The 14804-nt window shown below is 70.1% G+C and carries 17 protein-coding genes and 1 pseudogene; 10 read left to right on the top strand and 8 right to left on the bottom strand.

What is annotated here, in order from left to right; genetic code table 11:
* Nucleotides 1–35: 35 nt before the first annotated feature.
* Complete coding sequence (locus ABZX02_RS10515; protein WP_355296886.1) at nt 36–548, bottom strand: hypothetical protein; 513 nt, start codon at nt 546–548, stop codon at nt 36–38.
* Between the two features lie 72 nt (nt 549–620).
* Here ABZX02_RS10515 and ABZX02_RS10510 point away from each other — a divergent pair, with 72 nt between their 5' ends.
* A complete protein-coding gene (locus ABZX02_RS10510) occupies nt 621–1013 on the top strand; it encodes a GNAT family N-acetyltransferase (RefSeq protein ID WP_355296884.1) in 393 nt (130 codons plus the stop codon).
* Here the strand turns inward: ABZX02_RS10510 and ABZX02_RS10505 are convergent.
* Both ABZX02_RS10505 and ABZX02_RS10500 read right to left on the bottom strand, forming a co-directional pair.
* Nucleotides 1010–1318 (bottom strand): hypothetical protein, encoded by a 309-nt coding sequence (locus tag ABZX02_RS10505; RefSeq protein ID WP_355296883.1) that lies wholly within the window; start codon nt 1316–1318, stop codon nt 1010–1012. The genes ABZX02_RS10510 and ABZX02_RS10505 overlap by 4 nt on opposite strands.
* Before the next feature lie 15 nt (nt 1319–1333).
* Nucleotides 1334–1906, bottom strand: a complete 573-nt coding sequence (locus ABZX02_RS10500; protein WP_355296881.1) for a PadR family transcriptional regulator — start codon at nt 1904–1906, stop codon at nt 1334–1336.
* Between the two features lie 57 nt (nt 1907–1963).
* On the opposite strand from ABZX02_RS10500, the gene ABZX02_RS10495 reads away from it, so the two are divergent.
* The gene (locus ABZX02_RS10495) at nt 1964–2359 is read left to right on the top strand and encodes a nuclear transport factor 2 family protein (RefSeq protein WP_355296879.1); all 396 of its coding nucleotides are present in this window, start codon (nt 1964–1966) and stop codon (nt 2357–2359) included.
* Here ABZX02_RS10495 and ABZX02_RS10490 read toward each other — a convergent pair.
* Genes ABZX02_RS10490 through ABZX02_RS10480 form a run of 3 tightly spaced genes read right to left on the bottom strand, consistent with a single transcriptional unit; the run spans nt 2339 to nt 5354 of the window.
* Nucleotides 2339–4078 carry a hypothetical protein gene (locus ABZX02_RS10490; RefSeq protein WP_355296877.1) on the bottom strand — a complete coding sequence of 580 codons (1740 nt, stop codon included), beginning with the start codon at nt 4076–4078 and terminating at the stop codon, nt 2339–2341. The genes ABZX02_RS10495 and ABZX02_RS10490 overlap by 21 nt on opposite strands.
* A gap of 60 nt (nt 4079–4138) precedes the next feature.
* Nucleotides 4139–4861, bottom strand: coding sequence for a class I SAM-dependent methyltransferase (locus ABZX02_RS10485; protein WP_355296875.1), 723 nt, complete (start codon nt 4859–4861; stop codon nt 4139–4141).
* A 10-nt stretch (nt 4862–4871) separates the two neighbouring features.
* On the bottom strand, nt 4872–5354 hold the full coding sequence (locus ABZX02_RS10480; protein ID WP_355296873.1) for a hypothetical protein: 483 nt from the start codon (nt 5352–5354) through the stop codon (nt 4872–4874).
* A 163-nt stretch (nt 5355–5517) separates the two neighbouring features.
* Here ABZX02_RS10480 and ABZX02_RS10475 point away from each other — a divergent pair, with 163 nt between their 5' ends.
* From ABZX02_RS10475 to ABZX02_RS10460, 4 genes and pseudogenes are all read left to right on the top strand, one after another.
* Nucleotides 5518–6420, top strand: a complete 903-nt coding sequence (locus tag ABZX02_RS10475; RefSeq protein ID WP_355296871.1) for an AraC family transcriptional regulator — start codon at nt 5518–5520, stop codon at nt 6418–6420.
* A 71-nt stretch (nt 6421–6491) separates the two neighbouring features.
* Nucleotides 6492–6860, top strand: a complete 369-nt coding sequence (locus tag ABZX02_RS10470) for an STAS domain-containing protein (protein WP_355296869.1) — start codon at nt 6492–6494, stop codon at nt 6858–6860.
* 11 nt (nt 6861–6871) lie between these two features.
* Entirely contained in the window at nt 6872–8137 is a 1266-nt protein-coding gene (locus ABZX02_RS10465) for a tannase/feruloyl esterase family alpha/beta hydrolase (protein WP_355296867.1), read from the top strand.
* A gap of 312 nt (nt 8138–8449) precedes the next feature.
* Nucleotides 8450–8713, top strand: a pseudogene (locus ABZX02_RS10460) (macro domain-containing protein); the annotation flags it as partial.
* On the opposite strand, the gene ABZX02_RS10455 reads toward ABZX02_RS10460, so the two are convergent.
* The gene (locus ABZX02_RS10455) at nt 8689–9243 is read right to left on the bottom strand and encodes a hypothetical protein (protein WP_355296865.1); all 555 of its coding nucleotides are present in this window, start codon (nt 9241–9243) and stop codon (nt 8689–8691) included. The pseudogene ABZX02_RS10460 and the gene ABZX02_RS10455 sit on opposite strands and share 25 nt — an antisense overlap.
* Nucleotides 9240–10229 carry a LacI family DNA-binding transcriptional regulator gene (locus tag ABZX02_RS10450; RefSeq protein ID WP_355297585.1) on the bottom strand — a complete coding sequence of 330 codons (990 nt, stop codon included), beginning with the start codon at nt 10227–10229 and terminating at the stop codon, nt 9240–9242. The genes ABZX02_RS10455 and ABZX02_RS10450 overlap by 4 nt, the downstream gene beginning before the upstream one ends.
* Nucleotides 10230–10354: 125 nt before the next feature.
* Here ABZX02_RS10450 and ABZX02_RS10445 point away from each other — a divergent pair, with 125 nt between their 5' ends.
* Genes ABZX02_RS10445 through ABZX02_RS10430 form a run of 4 tightly spaced genes read left to right on the top strand, consistent with a single transcriptional unit; the run spans nt 10355 to nt 14798 of the window.
* Nucleotides 10355–11395: an ABC transporter substrate-binding protein gene (locus ABZX02_RS10445; protein WP_355296864.1), complete on the top strand. Its 1041-nt coding sequence runs from the start codon at nt 10355–10357 to the stop codon at nt 11393–11395.
* Nucleotides 11385–12911 carry a sugar ABC transporter ATP-binding protein gene (locus ABZX02_RS10440; RefSeq protein WP_355296862.1) on the top strand — a complete coding sequence of 509 codons (1527 nt, stop codon included), beginning with the start codon at nt 11385–11387 and terminating at the stop codon, nt 12909–12911. The genes ABZX02_RS10445 and ABZX02_RS10440 overlap by 11 nt, the downstream gene beginning before the upstream one ends.
* Complete coding sequence (locus ABZX02_RS10435; RefSeq protein ID WP_355296860.1) at nt 12856–13833, top strand: ABC transporter permease; 978 nt, start codon at nt 12856–12858, stop codon at nt 13831–13833. The genes ABZX02_RS10440 and ABZX02_RS10435 overlap by 56 nt, the downstream gene beginning before the upstream one ends.
* Nucleotides 13830–14798: an ABC transporter permease gene (locus ABZX02_RS10430; RefSeq protein ID WP_355296858.1), complete on the top strand. Its 969-nt coding sequence runs from the start codon at nt 13830–13832 to the stop codon at nt 14796–14798. The genes ABZX02_RS10435 and ABZX02_RS10430 overlap by 4 nt, the downstream gene beginning before the upstream one ends.
* Nucleotides 14799–14804 lie beyond the last annotated feature (6 nt).

Genomic DNA, 14804 nt, shown 5'->3' with positions numbered 1-14804 from the left:
CAGGACCGCTCGGCGAGCGGCCCTGTGAAGGGACTTCAGACCTGTTCAGCCGGAGGACCGCGCCACGACAGCACGTCCAGGAGGACCACGGCGGCCGGCGCGAGCGATGGCGTGGCGACGACCAGGGGAGCGCTCGCGGGCAGTGCGGTGATCCTGCGGGGCAGGGTCGCCGCGACCGCGCGGGCGAGCGCGAGGACGGTGCGTTCGGCGGTGGCGAGCACGGCGACCGTCAGCACCGTGGCCAGGACGTGGGACGCGAGCATGCGCGAGGGCTCGGCCTCGTGCGCGTGCCGGAACGCCGCCAGGGACACCAGGACGTGCATCGCGAGCTGCCCGCCGCCGATCAGCAGGAGCAGCCGCTGCCAGGTGAGCTCGTGCCGGGCGAACCCGGTCGTCGCCCACGTCAGCAGTGCGACCAGCGAGAACACCAGTCCGGCGTCGGGCAGCCGCCCGTCCGCGCTGGAGTGCGCGAGGACCGCCAGCGACCCGTTGACCACGCCGACGGCAGCGCAGCGCGCACGGCGCAGCGGAGCAGTCGGCAGGGTCATGACCAGGAGCTTAGCGTCCGGAATGGCCGAAACCACCCCACGCAATTTCCCAGTGAACGGTTCAATGTGGCGGTGATCTCCTACCGCACCGATCTCGACGGTCTCACCGAAGCCGATCTCGCCGGGTTCTTCGTGGGCTGGCCGAAGCCGCCCTCGCCCGCCCAGCACCTCGCCGTCCTGCGCGGCAGCTACCGCGTGGTGCTCGCGCTGTCCGGGAACGAGGTGGTCGGCTTCGTGAACATGATCAGCGACGGCGTGCTGACCGCGTTCGTCCCGTGGCTCGAGGTGCGGCCCGAGTTCCAGGGGCGGGGGATCGGCACCGAGCTGATGCGGCGGGTCGTCGCCGAGGCCGGCGGGATGTACTCCATCGACCTCGTGTGCGATGAAGAGCTGAGGCCGTACTACGAACGCCTCGGCATGATCGCGTTCACCGGGATGGGGCTGCGCGACCGCGCCGCCATCTAGATCCCTTCGAGGTCCAGCGTCTGCTGGTGCGGCCCGCCGGTGAACGAGCTGGTGAGCAACCCGGCGCTGCGGCACCGCCCGCACGTCACCGGGGAGGTCGTCGCCTTGAAGCGGGTGAAGTCCCAGCTGCCCGTGCCGACGTGGCAGCCGGGGCCCGGCACCTCCAGCCCGAGCCAGCCCTGCAACCGCACGGCGTGCACGACGTCGGAGCCCTCGAGGTACCCGTTGAGCCGCCCCGCGAACCGGTTGCGCGCCTCGGCCGCGGGCGCGCTGAGTGCCTCCTGCAGGAGCGAGATGCCGTTCATGAACCCGATTCAACCTCACCCGGACGCGTCGAGCCGGGCACCACGCCGCTCCAGCACGGTGAGGCTCCGGGCACACCACCGGACGTTGTCGCGCTCGAAGGACAAGCCGCGCAACAACGTCAGGTACGGCCCGACCCGGTCGGCGGTGGCGAGGAAGTCCTCCTCGGTGCGGTCGCCGAGCAGCTTGGCCCGCAGCCGTTCGTAGCGCGCGATCTTCGCCTCGGCCCACTGCTTGCGCTCGCGGATCGAGGCCTTCACCGCCTCCACGTCCCCGTGGTCCGCCGCCAGCACCGCGACCAGCAGCTCGTCGCGGATGGCGGTGGGCTTGTGCGGGGCGGCCGTGAAGTCCACCAGCTCCGCCCGGCCCCGTCCGGTGAGCGAGAACAGCCGCTTGGTCGGCCGACGCTCCTGCTCGACCGTGCGCGCGACGATCAGGCCGTCCGCCTCCATCCGGTCGAGCTCCCGGTAGAGCTGCTGCGGGGTGCAGATCCAGAAGTTCGCGACGGACGCGTCGAACGCCTTGGCCAGGTCGTACCCGGACGACTCCCCGTCGAGCAGGGCGGCCATCACGGCGTTGCGCAGCGACATAGCAGCAGGTTACGGTGCATCCACCTAGTCAACAAGTTGAGTATGTGGGGAGTGGTCGTGCACGCATTCCGCAAGGCCGTCGAGGCACGCGACACCGACGCCATGGCGGCGTGCCTGGCCGACGACGTCGTGTTCACGAGCCCGGTCGCGTTCGCGCCGTACCCCGGCAAGCCGATCACCGCGGCGATCCTGCGCGGCGTGATGCGGGTGTTCGAGAACTTCCGCTACGAGCGCGAGATCGTCGACGGGCAGAACCTCGCGCTCGTGTTCCGGACCGAGGTGGACGGCAAGGAGATCCAGGGCTGCGACTTCCTGCACCTCGACGAGAACGGGCTCATCGACGAGTTCACGGTCATGGTCCGGCCGCTGTCCGGCGCCCACGCCCTGTCGGAGGCGATGGCGAAGCAGTTCGACCGGATCAAGGCCGAGGCGCTAGAAGCGTTCGACTCCTAACGCGGTCAACGCCAGGTCGAGATTGCCCAGGTGCTGCAGGTTGCGGCCGGTCTGCGCGTGCAGCTCGACGATCGCCACGTTGCGCTGGTCGTCCGCCGACATCTTCTTCAACGCCTTGTCGTCGCGCAGCCCGGTCTCCCGCAGGAACACCATCACCGCGCCGGCGCCTGCCAGGTCCGCGTCGTCGTAGGCCTGGTAGTTCGTCTGGTTGCTGAGCGAGGTCATCACCACGATCAACGTGTTGCGCATGTCGTCGCGCGACATCGTGTTGAGCTGGTGCTGCGTGCGGAAGTGCCCGGCCAGCAACACGCCGCGACCGTAGAACGGCGTCGACCCCGGCCGTCGCCCGCGCGTGGCGAGGTCGCTGCCCAGCGCGATCTGGGCCAGCTGCAGGTTCGTGAAGCCCTGCAACGCCTGTCCCGCACCGGTCTGCGCGTGCAGTTCGACGATGGCCACGTTGCGCTGGTCGTCGGCCGTCATCTGCTTCAGCGCGGCGTCGTCGCGCAAACCGTTGCGGCGCAGGAAGACCATGACCGCGCCCATGCCCGCGAGGGTGTCGTCGTCGTAGCGCTGGTAGTCGTCCTGCTTGCTGAGCGAGGTCATCACCACGATCAGCGTGTTGCGCATGGCGTCGCGGGTCATGCCGTTGAGCTGGTGCTGGGAGCGGAACCCGCCCGCCAGCAGCACCCCGCGGATCGGGAACGAGACCACCGACTCGGCGCGCACCTCGACGTCCGCGTGGTCGGCGTCGATCCCGGTGTACCGCAACGCGAAGTTGCCCGCGGGACAGGCCCACTCGGTGTCGCGGAGGTCGGCCACGCCGTCGTAGCGGACGCGGCCGTCGGGGTTGAGCGAGTGCACGACCAGACCCTCGACACCGATGCCCTGGTCGTAGGCCTTGTCCGCGGCGCGGCGGTACTCGACGAGGAACATCCGCCCGTCACGCCGTTGCGAGGGCACGGCGAGCAGCACGGGCTTGCCCGAGTCGGCCGACGTGTAGTCGGGTTTGTGCAGCCGGACCTTCGCCGGCAGGTCGCGCAGGTGCACCACCGACGAGCTGTCGCGGAACCGCGCGTCCGGGTACAGGTGCGCGCCGGGCACCCGCGGTCCGACGATCCGGTTGGCGGGGATGCCCAGGTGCGGTGCCTCCATGTTCGGCCCGCCGTCCGGCAGCGCCGCGACGGACGGGCGTACCCAGCTCTGGATCCCCGGCGCCGTCGGGCCGTAGCCGCGTGAGCTCATCGCGGAGTACGGCGAGGCGTACTCGCGCCCGGCGGCGTCGACCTCGTGCTGGAGCCCGAAACCGTGCCCGAGCTCCTGGCACGCCGCGTCGAACGGCGTGACCGAGTCGACCACCGTCACGCGGATCTTCTTCGGCTGTCCGCCGGGACCCGGCACCCACACCTCGCCGCCACCCCACCACCCGGTGGGCCGGGCGCACCAGATGAGCAGGACGTCGGTGTGCACCCAGTCGACGTGCGGAGCCGCCTTCACGACGGCCTCCTGCAGCTTCGGCCGGTCGGCGTTGGACACCGGGAGCGGGTTGGGGATCTCCACCGGGTCGTACACCTGGCTGCTCACGTCGTACAGGCCGCGCGAGCAGCGCCACCAGAAGTCTCCGAGGCCGTGGGCGATCCCCGGCCTCATCCAGTTCTCGAACTGCTCGCGCGACCAGACGCTGTCCGCGGCCGCGTACCGCACCGGAACGACTGCGATCATCGTCGCCTCCTCCGTGCCGCCAGAGTGGACACAGAGGAACTCGGTCGCGGCCGCGGAACGTTACGCGGCTCTTCCGTACACGCTCACGTGCCGCGTGCTGTCCGCCACGAACGGCTCGCCGTTCCAGCCGCCCCACCGGTCGCGCAGCCGCAGCCCCGCGATCCGCGCCATGAGGTCGAACTCGGACGGGTACGACAGCCGCTGCCGGATCGCGCCGAACCGGATGCCGTCCGCGCCGATGTGCACGTGGTTCTCGTCGAGGATCTGGGTGACGGGGTCGTAGCGGTTGACGTCGAGGTCGACGTGGTCCACCTCGACCGCCTCCACGTCGACGAACTGGTGGCGTTGCCGCGCCGCCCAGCTCGGCACCCCGCACTCGATCACGAACACGCCGTCCGGCGTGAGGTGCCGTGCCGCGTTCTCGAAGCAGCGCACCTGGTCGTCCTGCGTGAGCAGGTTCGTGATCGTGTTGAAGACCAGGTACACCAACGGGTACGTGCGGTCCGTGCCGGCGGTGGACATGTCGCCCAGCACGACGTCGACGCTGCCGCCGCCGGGCTTCTCCCGCATGCGCGCGACCATGTCGGGGGAGAGCTCGACGCCGTCCACGTCGACGCCGGACTCCTTGAGCGGCAACGCGATCCGGCCGGTGCCGATCGCGAACTCGAGCGCGCTGTCCCCGAACCCCCTCAGGAACCGCACGGTGTCGGCCTCGTCGCCGCGCGGTGAGTTGTCATAGTTCCTCGCTGTCTCCGGACCGAAACTCGGGTCGAATCCCTTCACCCGACCCACGCTAGCCAGCGTGGCCACCGAGTTTTCGGCGCAGCAGCGCGAGGTCGTGCAGGTCCTGCTCGCGGGGCTCGTAGCCCTGGTGGAAGAACCACTGCTGGTCGGCCGACAGGCACGGCACCGTCGTGCCGAGCACCGTTCCGGTGACGAAGCAGTCGGCGGGGTAGTGGAACGGCGCACCGGGCGTGAGCGAGGACTGCTCGGCGCTGCCGTCCTCGGCGAAGCGCAACGGGTGCAGGTCGATCTCGCGCCCGCCGGGACCGGTCAGCACGAACCGGACCGGCCGCCACGACAGCGTTTCGGTGAACCCGCGCGCCGTCAGCACCGCGAGGACGGCGGGTTCCTGCTCCTCGCGGTGCATGAGGTCGAGGTCGCCGTGCGGGCGCGTCTGCGTGCCCACCAGCGCGTCGACGCCCCAGCCGCCGCCCACCCAGACGTCGAAGTCCCGCAGCGCGGCCAAGATCTCCAGCACGTCCTCACCGGTCACGGACGCAGCCTGCCGGGCGGGCCGGAGGGCCGCCACCGGGTTTCCCCGCTGAGCTGGCGGTCACGCGGACGAGCTCGCCCCGGCCCGGCACCCCGAAGTGCACCGCCGGAACCGATCGTTTGGCCGGTGGACATTCCCGGTACGGGCGAGGATCCTGCTGCTCGTGGAACAGGTCGTCGAGGCGACGGACTTGGACGCGGCGCACGAGGTGCTCAACGCCGCCTACGGCCAGATGCGCGTCAAGACCGGCACCGAGCACCCGCACATGTGGATGTCGTCGCAGGTGAACGAGCGCGTCCGGTTCGACGAGCTGCACGGCCGCATCGGCATCGAGGTCAAGGTCGACCCGATGCGCAACTGGGTGTTCGGGCACGCGGGCGCCGGAACGGTCTACTACGGCTCCGGCGGCGAGGACCGGTTCTGGCTGCCGGGGGAGTCGTTCCTGACCGCCCCGCCCGACAGCGCGTTCGTCGGGGCGGTCCTCGACCCGAGGCTCTCCACCGTCACGCTGCCGCAGTCCGTGGTGGACGAGGTGGCCGACGGGGCCCGGTTCACCGGGTTCCGGGCGATCTCGCCCCAGGCCGCCGCGACGTGGTGGTCCACCTGCGTGCACCTGCGCGACGAGGTGTTCCCGGCCTTCGGCGACAACCCGCTGGTGGTGGCGAACGCCCAGCGCCTGCTCGTGGCGAGCACCCTCGCGACGTTCCCGAACACGACCACGGCCCTGCCCGCCGACCGGCGTGACGCGCACCCGCGGAGCCTGCGCCGGGCGATCCGGTACATCGAGACCAACGCCGCGACCGCCCTCTCCGCCGCCGACATCGCGTGCGCCGCCCGCGTGTCCATCCGCGCGTTGCAGCTCGCGTTCCGCCAGCACCTCGGCACGACACCGATGGCCTACCTCCGGCGCGTGCGCCTGTCGTGCGCCCACGACGACCTGAGCGCGGGCGACGGGACCGTCACCGAGATCGCGGCCAGGTGGGGGTACGCCCGCCCGAGCGTGTTCGCCGCGCACTACCGCGCCGCGTACGGCGTCTCACCGTCGCGGACCCTCAGGTCGGGCTGAGCTTCGCTTTCCCGGCCGCGCCTGCGTTTGCGCTGCTATCGTTCGGGCCCCGCAGTGCGGTGAAGTGGGTCATGACCGCCTGCGAGACCAGCCCGTTCGCTGTCCGGACGCACCGGTCCGGCACCCGGTTCGTGGCCACGTGCCAGGGCGAGTTGGACATGACCGCGTGCGACCTGGTGTTCGCCGCCGTGCTGCCCGGCATCAACGACGTCACCACCGAGCGCGTCTCGGTGGACCTCGCCGACGTGACGTTCCTGTCCGCGGGAGGCCTGCGCACCCTCCTGCTCCTGCTCTGCGCGGCCCACCACAACGGCAAGTCGTTCTCCCTGCACGACACCCAGCCGCAGGTCCGCCGAGTGCTCGACCTGTTCGGCTTCACCACCTTCAAAGCGGGCCTTGTGTGGGGCAGCACCATGTCGCGCGGGAGCCACCGCAACTAGCTTGACCAGCTATGTTGCTGCCGCTGGTACTGGTGCTCGCGCTGACCCCGCCACCGTCCGCGATGACGGTCCCGGGCGCCGAGCACCAGCAAGTCGCCCGCCTCGCCGACCTCACCACCACGGGCCTCGTGGCCACCGGCCACACCGACCCGGCCGACTGGGCGGGCCTCACGAGCGCCGCCCTGCCCGTCCCGCCCGCCGTGCCGGGAATCCAGATCGACGGCTACTTCCCGGACACCTCGCGCACCAACACCAACCACAGCGGGCACGACTCCCAGTTCGTGGTCAGGCTCCCGGACCGCTGGAACGGCGGCCTCGTCGTCACCGGCGCCCCCGGCGTGCGCGAGCAGTACGCCAACGACCGCGCCATCTCCGACTGGGTCCTCTCCCGCGGCTACGCCTTCGCCTCCACCGACAAGGGCAACACCGGCGCCCAGTTCTACCGCGACGGCCGAGCGATGGAGGAGTGGAACCGCCGCTTCACCGAACTCACGATCGCCGCCAAGTCCGTTGTCTCCCAACGCTACGGCCGGGCCCCGCGCCGCACCATCGCCACCGGCATCTCCAACGGCGGCTACCTGGTGCGCTGGCAGCTCGAGAACCGCGCGCACCTCTACGACGGCGGCGTCGACTGGGAAGGGACACTGTGGACGGAGCGCGGTCCGAACCCGTTGACGTTCCTGCCGCCTGCTCTGCGGGCCTATCCGGCGTACGTGGCCGGAGTGCCCGGCGCGCACGAGGCGATGGTGGCGGCCGGGTTCCCCGCCGGCACGGAGTTCTTGTGGGACTACCACTACCGGTACTACTGGGACCTGACGCAGCGGATCTACCGGGAGGAGTTCGATCCCGGCTTCGACGGTTCGGTGGAGGCCGGGGTGCCGTTCTGTTCGTCCGGCACGCCTTCTTGCGACGCGGACTACTCGTACGCGGATCGTCGTCGGGTGGCTGGGCCGGCTGTGTCTCGGGTTGCGTTGACGGGCAAGGTGAAGCGGCCTTTGCTGACGGTGCACGGGACTTATGACGTGTTGTTGCCGATCGGGCAGGACTCGGATGTTTACGCCGCTATGACGCCTGATCGGGTGCACCGGTACTACCGGGTGGAGCAGGGGACGCACGTGGACGGGCTGGTGGACGCGTACCCGGATCGGTTGCGGCCGTTGGCTCCGTGCCACCGGGAGGCGTTCCTGGCGTTGGAGCGGTGGTTGGACGGGGTGCAGCCACCGGCGTCCGCGACGCTGCCGCGACCGGCCGACGTGTCGACCTGTCCGTTGTCGTGACCGGGGGCTACGGCCCGAATCCGATGGCCGCCCACTCGTGATCGTGATCCGATCGAGGACGAGGCCCCGCCCACCCTGGGGGCAGGCCACCACACCACCCAGCAACGACATTATCGTCGCGCCGCCCTGTCAAGCCCCTCCCGCGCGGATCTGTGGACAACTCGATCGGCCCGCACGGCCGGCCCGGAGTTGTCCACAGATCGCCGAGCGGTGCCTTGACAACGCCGCCACGGCGCTAAGTTGAGTGGAGGTCGGTGGCCTGCCCCCTTGGGTGGGCGGGGCCTCTCGCCAGGCTCGCGATCTTCCGCCGACCCGGTCTGGTCGGCCACCGAGGACCGCTCCCAGCTCCTCACCGCCTGCCACCACAACTCTCTGGCCACAGCAGCCGAACTGGCCACAGCAGCCGAACTGGGCGCCCGCACCATCGCGTTCCCCGCGATCTCCACCGGCATCTACCGCTGGCCGGTCGACGACGCCGCCCGCATCGCCAACGATGCCGTCCGAGCCGCCCCGCTGGACCTGGTCAGGTTCGTCCTGTTCGACCAGCGGACCTACGACGCCTTCGCCCGCCCGTAGTCCGCGATCCCCATCGCCCACCGGTAGACCTCGCTCAGATCCCCCAGCCGAGCGGGCAACACCGGGTCCACCAACGTGCCGTTCAACGCTCGAAGCAGGTCGAAAAGCCCGAGGTGCGTCCACTCCCACAACATGCTGTCGAAGTTGTACGACTCCATCAACGGCGCGAACCGCTCCCGGATCGACGAGACCTCGCCCCGCGCCAGCCCGGCCGCGACCAGGCGCGAGACACAGGCCTCCTGGTCCTCGACGCCGAACTCGGTGTCGAGGAACGGCTCCAGCAGGTCGCCCCACACGTCGTACCGCGCCACCTCCGCGATCCCGTGCCGCAGGCAGAACGAGACCAACCCCGGCGCGTCGTCGGCGGACAGGAACAACGTCTCGCCCGAGACGGTTCGGATCTCCGGCTGGAACGCCGTCGACACGTCGCGCACCCGCGCCGCCGGCAGCACGCCGTGCGGGTGCAGACCGGACCACGGGAACTCGTACGAGACGAACACGATGTGGTCCGGGCCGAACGTGACCGTCATCGGGCCACGGTGCTTTCCCTGACCTGCAGGGAGAACGGCGTCTCCACGCTCTCGACGGGCTCGGTGGACTCGACTCGGCGGTGCAGCAGGTCGACCGCCGCACGGGCGATCGCGGCCTTGTCCGGGGCGATCGACGTGAGCGATGGGGAGCTGTAGACGCTCTCCTCGTTGTTGTCGAAGCCCACCACGGCCAGGTCGGCGGGGACGCGCACGAAGCGTTCCGCGGCCGCGCGCATCGCGCCGATGGCCAGCAGGTCGTTGAAGCAGAACACGGCGTCCGGCGGGGTGCGCAGGTCGAGGAGCGACTTCATCGCGGCGGCGCCGTCGGCGCGGTGGTAGTTCAGGGCCGGGACCACCAGTTCGTCGACGAACGGGAGGCCGGCCTCGGCCAGGGCTCGGCGGTAGCCCTCCAGGCGCAGCGCGGCGGTACCGCGGTGGGGGTGGGCGCCGATCGCGGCGATGCGGCGGTGGCCCAGGGAGACCAGGTGCCGGACGGCGGCCTGGGCGGCGGCGACGTTGTCGATGCCCACGCGGGCGATCGGGACGTCGACCGCGTGCTCGCCCAGCAGGACGGACGGCACGGCCAGCTGGAAGTCGTCCACCTGCAGTGCCTCGGGGCTGAGGATCGCGGCGTCGACCAGGTGCGGGCCCAGCGCGGCGAGTGCCGACCGTTCGCCGGACAGGGTGCCGAAGGTCTGCTCGATGAGCACGTTCCACTCGTGCTCCTGGGCGGCGGCGATGACGAGGCCCGCGAGCTCGGCGAAGTACGGGATCGACAGCTCGGGCAGCACGAGGGCGATGAAGCCGGTGCGACCGCGGCGCAGGTTGCGCGCGCCGAGGTTGGGCCGGTAGCCGGTCGCCTCGAGCGCCTCCTCGACGCGGCGGCGGTTGTCCGGCTTCACGAACGAGTAGCCGTTGACCACGTTCGACACGGTCTTGACCGACACGCCCGCGAGCCGGGCGACGTCCTTGAGCGTGGCCAACAGAGCCTCCACAAAAAGTACCGGGAAAAAAACCGGGCGTGTTCCGGGTCTTTACATCGTTGGAACAACGATGCAAATCTAACGCCTGAGAGCGCGTCCACGCCAAGCCCGCCGTGTAGGAGCCAACGATGTCTCGCATGTTGACCATCGCCGTCGCCGCCTTGCTCGTGACGGGGTGCACGAGCAGAGAAACCCCGACGACCAGCAGCAGTGAGGGGCCCGCCGCGTCCGCGGCGCAGAACCAAAGCGCAGGTCCGGGCTGTGCGCGGAGCAAGACCGGGTACCCGCAGATCGACCTCAAGGGTGCCGTGGTCGGCTTCTCCCAGTCGGAGAAGGAGGCCAACCCGTTCCGCACCGCGGAGACCCAGTCGATCAGGGACGAGGCCGCGAAGCGCGGGGCCGAGCTGCTCTACACGAACGCGCAGAGCGACCTGAACAAGCAGATCAGCGACATCAAGTCGCTGATCGACCGCGGCGCGAAGCTGCTGATCGTGGCGCCGCTCAACTCCGACGGCCTGCAGCCCGCGTTCGACGCCGCGAAGGCGAAGCAGGTGCCGGTCGTGACGATCGACCGCAAGGTCACCTCGCAGCCCTGCACGGACTACCTGACCTTCATCGGTTCCGACTTCGTCAAGCAGGGCGAACGCGCCGCGCAGCAGATGATCAAGGCGACCGGCGGCACCGGCAAGGTCGCGATCCTGCTCGGCGCCTCGGGCAACAACGTGACGGTCGACCGCACCAAGGGCTTCAAGGACGGCATCGCCGGCACGCCGGGCCTCACCGTCGTCGCCGAGCAGACCGGTGAGTTCGACCGGTCCAAGGGCCAGGCCGTGATGGAGCAGCTCATCCAGAGCAACCCCGACATCACCGCCGTCTACGCCGAGAACGACGAGATGGGCGTCGGCGCCGTCACCGCCCTCAAGGCCGCGGGCAAGCAGCCGGGCAAGGACGTCAAGGTCGTCTCCATCGACGGCACGCGCAACGCCGTGCAGCTGATCGCCGACGGCAGCTACACCGCCGTCGTCGAGTCCAACCCGCGCTTCGGCCCGCTCGCGTTCGACACGCTGGAGAAGTTCGGCAAGGGCGACGAGATCCCGGCGACCATCGTGATCTCCGACGACGAGTACGACACGACGAACGCGGCGCAGAAGCTCGGCAATGCCTACTGATCCCGTGATCGAGGTCGCCGGCGTGACGAAGACGTTCGCCGGCGTCCGGGCCCTGTCCGACGTCGACTTCACGCTCCAGCGCGGCGAGGTCCACGCGCTGGTCGGGGAGAACGGCGCCGGCAAGTCGACGCTCATCAAGGTGCTGACCGGCATCCACACCCCGGATGCCGGCTCCATCACCCGGAACGGGCACATCTCCACGATCTACCAGGAGGTGAACCTCGTCCCGTTGATGAGCGTGTCGGCGAACCTGTTCCTCGGCCGCGAGCCGCGGACCAGGTTCGGGCTGATCGACCGCGCCCGCCGGGACGCCGACGCCGCGGAGCTGTTGCGCGGCTACGGCATCACGGCGGACGTGAGCGCTCCACTCGGGACGCTCGCGGTCGGCGAGCAGCAGATGGTCGCGCTCGCGAGGGCGGTCGAGGCGAACGCGGACGTCGTGATCATGGACGAGCCCACGTCGTCGCTGGAGCCGCGCGAGGTCGAGACGCTGCTCGGCGTCGTGCGCAAGCTGCACGAGCAGGGCATCGCGATCATCTACGTCAGCCACCGGATGGACGAGCTCTACCGGATCTGCGACACCGTCACGGTGCTGCGGGACGGGGTGAACGTGCACAGCGGGCCGCTGGACGAGCTCCCGCGCATCGAGCTCGTCTCGCTCATGCTCGGCAGGTCGGTCAAGGAGATCGAGAGCCACGGCACCACCGCGTTCGGCGAGGACCACCACGCCGACGCGCAGCCGGTGCTCGAGGCGCGCGACCTGACGAGCAAGCCGCGCATCAACGGCGTGAACGTCTCGATCAGGCCCGGTGAGGTCGTCGGCCTCGCCGGCCTGCTCGGGTCGGGCCGCACCGAGACCGCGAAGGCGATCATCGGCGCGTTCCCGATCTCCGGGGGCACGGTACTCGTCGGCGGGAAACCCGTGGCGCACAGCGTGAAGGCGTCGATGCGGGCGGGCATCAGCATGCTCGCCGAGGACCGCAAGACCGAGGGGATCATCCCCAACCTGTCCGTGCGGGAGAACATCGTGCTGGCCGCGCTGCCGAGGCTGAGCAGGTTCGGCGTGACCAGCAGGTCCAAACAGGACCGGATCGTCGACACGTTCGTCAAGCGGTTGCGCATCAAGGTGTCGAGCCCGGAGCAGAAGGTCGCGGAGCTGTCCGGCGGCAACCAGCAGAAGGTGCTGCTGGCCCGGTGGTTGTGCACCGAGCCGAAGATCCTGCTGCTCGACGAGCCGACGCGCGGCATCGACGTCGGTGCCAAGGCGGAGGTTCAGGCGCTGATCGACGAGCTCGCGCGGGAGGGCCTGGCGGTGCTGCTGATCAGCTCCGAGCTCGACGAGCTGCTCGACGGCGCCGACCGGTTGATCGTGCTGCGCGACGGGTCCGTCGCGGGCGAACTCGAAGGAGATCGGCTCACCCGTGAGCACGTGCTCGAAGCGATCGCGGCGGAGGTGAAGGATGACGCGGACCGCACCACAGCCGGCCACGCGGCCGGTCAGCAAAGCGGCCACTAGTGCCGCGCGGACGAGGTGGTTGCAGGACAACGGTGTCTACGTCGCCGTCGCCGTCCTGCTGCTGTTCAACGCCCTGTTCACGAGCAACTTCCTGACACTGGGCAACTTCACCACCCAGCTCGTGCAGGCCGCGCCGGTGCTGATCGTGGCGCTCGGCATGGCGCTGGTGATCGGCACCGAAGGCGTCGACCTGAGCGTGGGCGCCGTCATGGCGCTGGCCGCCGCGGTCATCCCGCTCTACCTGGGCGCGGGACCGCTGATGGCGATCACGATGGCGCTCGTCGTCGGCGTGCTGGCCGGGGCGTTCAACGGGTTCCTGGTCGCCAGGGTCGGCATCCAGCCGATCGTCGCCACGCTCGCGCTGCTGGTGGGCGGACGGGGTCTCGCGCTGGTGATCGCGGACGGCCAGCTCGTGCAGCTGCGCGACCCGTCGTTCCTGGAGCTCGGCGCCGGGAACGTGGCGGGCATCCCGATCAGCGTGCTGATCGCGGGCGCGCTGGCGCTCGTCATCGCCGCCGTCACCAACCGCACGACGTTCGGGCGCCAGCTCGTCGCGATCGGCGGCAACCGCAAGGCCGCCACGCTCGCCGGACTCCCGGTCACCAGGGTGCTCATCGGCGTGTACGCGATCTGCGGGGTGCTGGCGGCCGTGGCGGGCGTGATCGCCACGTCCCGGCTCGCCGCGAGCGACCCGGCGGACATGGGCCTGCTGATGGAGCTGTCCGCGATCACGGCGGTGGTCGTCGGCGGCACCCCGCTCACCGGTGGCAAGGTCCGGGTGCTCGGCACGGTGTTCGGCGTGGTCCTGATGCAGCTCGTGCGGGCGACCCTGATCAAGCACAACCTGCCCGACTCGATCGCGCAGATGATCCAGGCCGCGATCATCGTCGCCGCCGTGTACGTGGCACGGGAGCGCCGATGACGACCACCCTGACGAAGTCGCCGCTGTCCAGGGCGACCCGGACGAAGGTCCTGCAACGGCAGGGCGCCGCCGTGGCGCTCGTGCTCATGGTCGCGGTGTCGTGGCTGGTGTTCCCGCGCTTCGGCAGCCTCGACAACCTGCGCGACCTCGCGTTGCAGGGCTCGTTCCTCGCGGTGATCGCGATCGGCATGACCTTCGTGATCATCACGGGCGGCATCGACCTGTCCGTCGGCTCGCTCTACGCCCTCGGCGGCGTGCTCGCGGCCTGGGGCTCGCAGTACGGGTTCCTGGCCGCACTCGTGCTGCCACTGGTGGTGTGCGGGCTGATCGGACTGGTCAACGGCCTGCTGATCGCGAAGACGAACATGGCGCCGTTCATCGTGACGCTGGCGTCGCTGCTGTTCGCCCGCGGCCTGCTGCTGGTGATCACCGACGAGGGCGCCACCACGTACCAGATCCCGCCGGACAGCGCGTTCGTGGAACTGGGCCGGGGCACGGTCTTCGGCTTCGGCTACCCGATCTTCGTCGCGGCCGTGCTCGCCGTCCTCGGCGGCCTGGTCCTGAACCGCACCAACTTCGGCCAGAACGTGTTCGCCACCGGCGGCGCCGAGCAGTCGGCGGTCCTGCTGGGCGTGCCCGTGGCGAAGACCAAGATCCTCGTCTACACGATGAGCGGCACGCTGGCGGGTCTCGCCGGCGCCCTGACCGCCGCTTACCTGCAGTCGGGCGTGACGGTCATCGGCGTGGGCCTCGAACTGGACGCCATCGCGGTCGTCGTCATCGGCGGAACCCTGCTGACCGGTGGCATGGGCACGATCCTCGGCACCGTGATCGGCGTGGGCCTGATCAAGGTCATCCAGAACGTCATCAACCAGATCGGCACGCTCGACAGCAACTACCAGTCAGTGGTCAGCGGCGTGTTCCTCCTCATCGTCGTTGTCCTCCAAAGGATATTGCGAAGATAGGAGAGC

It is taken from the genome of Lentzea sp. NPDC003310 (assembly GCF_040610935.1).
Classification (GTDB): Bacteria; Actinomycetota; Actinomycetes; order Mycobacteriales; family Pseudonocardiaceae; genus Lentzea.
The sequence above is the reverse complement of the archived record's forward strand: the minus strand, read 5'-3'. Positions and strand labels throughout refer to the sequence as shown.

Bases quoted from the DNA above. Each gene is read 5' to 3' on its own strand.
- ABZX02_RS10515 (WP_355296886.1), bottom strand. From the start codon at position 548: ATGACCCTGCCGACTGCTCCGCTGCGCCGTGCGCGCTGCGCTGCCGTC.
- ABZX02_RS10505 (WP_355296883.1), bottom strand. From the start codon at position 1,318: ATGAACGGCATCTCGCTCCTGCAGGAGGCACTCAGCGCGCCCGCGGCC.
- ABZX02_RS10500 (WP_355296881.1), bottom strand. From the start codon at position 1,906: ATGTCGCTGCGCAACGCCGTGATGGCCGCCCTGCTCGACGGGGAGTCG.
- ABZX02_RS10490 (WP_355296877.1), bottom strand. From the start codon at position 4,078: ATGATCGCAGTCGTTCCGGTGCGGTACGCGGCCGCGGACAGCGTCTGG.
- ABZX02_RS10470 (WP_355296869.1), top strand. From the start codon at position 6,492: ATGACCGCCTGCGAGACCAGCCCGTTCGCTGTCCGGACGCACCGGTCC.
- ABZX02_RS10465 (WP_355296867.1), top strand. From the start codon at position 6,872: ATGTTGCTGCCGCTGGTACTGGTGCTCGCGCTGACCCCGCCACCGTCC.
- ABZX02_RS10455 (WP_355296865.1), bottom strand. From the start codon at position 9,243: ATGACGGTCACGTTCGGCCCGGACCACATCGTGTTCGTCTCGTACGAG.
- ABZX02_RS10445 (WP_355296864.1), top strand. From the start codon at position 10,355: ATGTCTCGCATGTTGACCATCGCCGTCGCCGCCTTGCTCGTGACGGGG.
- ABZX02_RS10440 (WP_355296862.1), top strand. From the start codon at position 11,385: ATGCCTACTGATCCCGTGATCGAGGTCGCCGGCGTGACGAAGACGTTC.
- ABZX02_RS10435 (WP_355296860.1), top strand. From the start codon at position 12,856: ATGACGCGGACCGCACCACAGCCGGCCACGCGGCCGGTCAGCAAAGCG.
- ABZX02_RS10430 (WP_355296858.1), top strand. From the start codon at position 13,830: ATGACGACCACCCTGACGAAGTCGCCGCTGTCCAGGGCGACCCGGACG.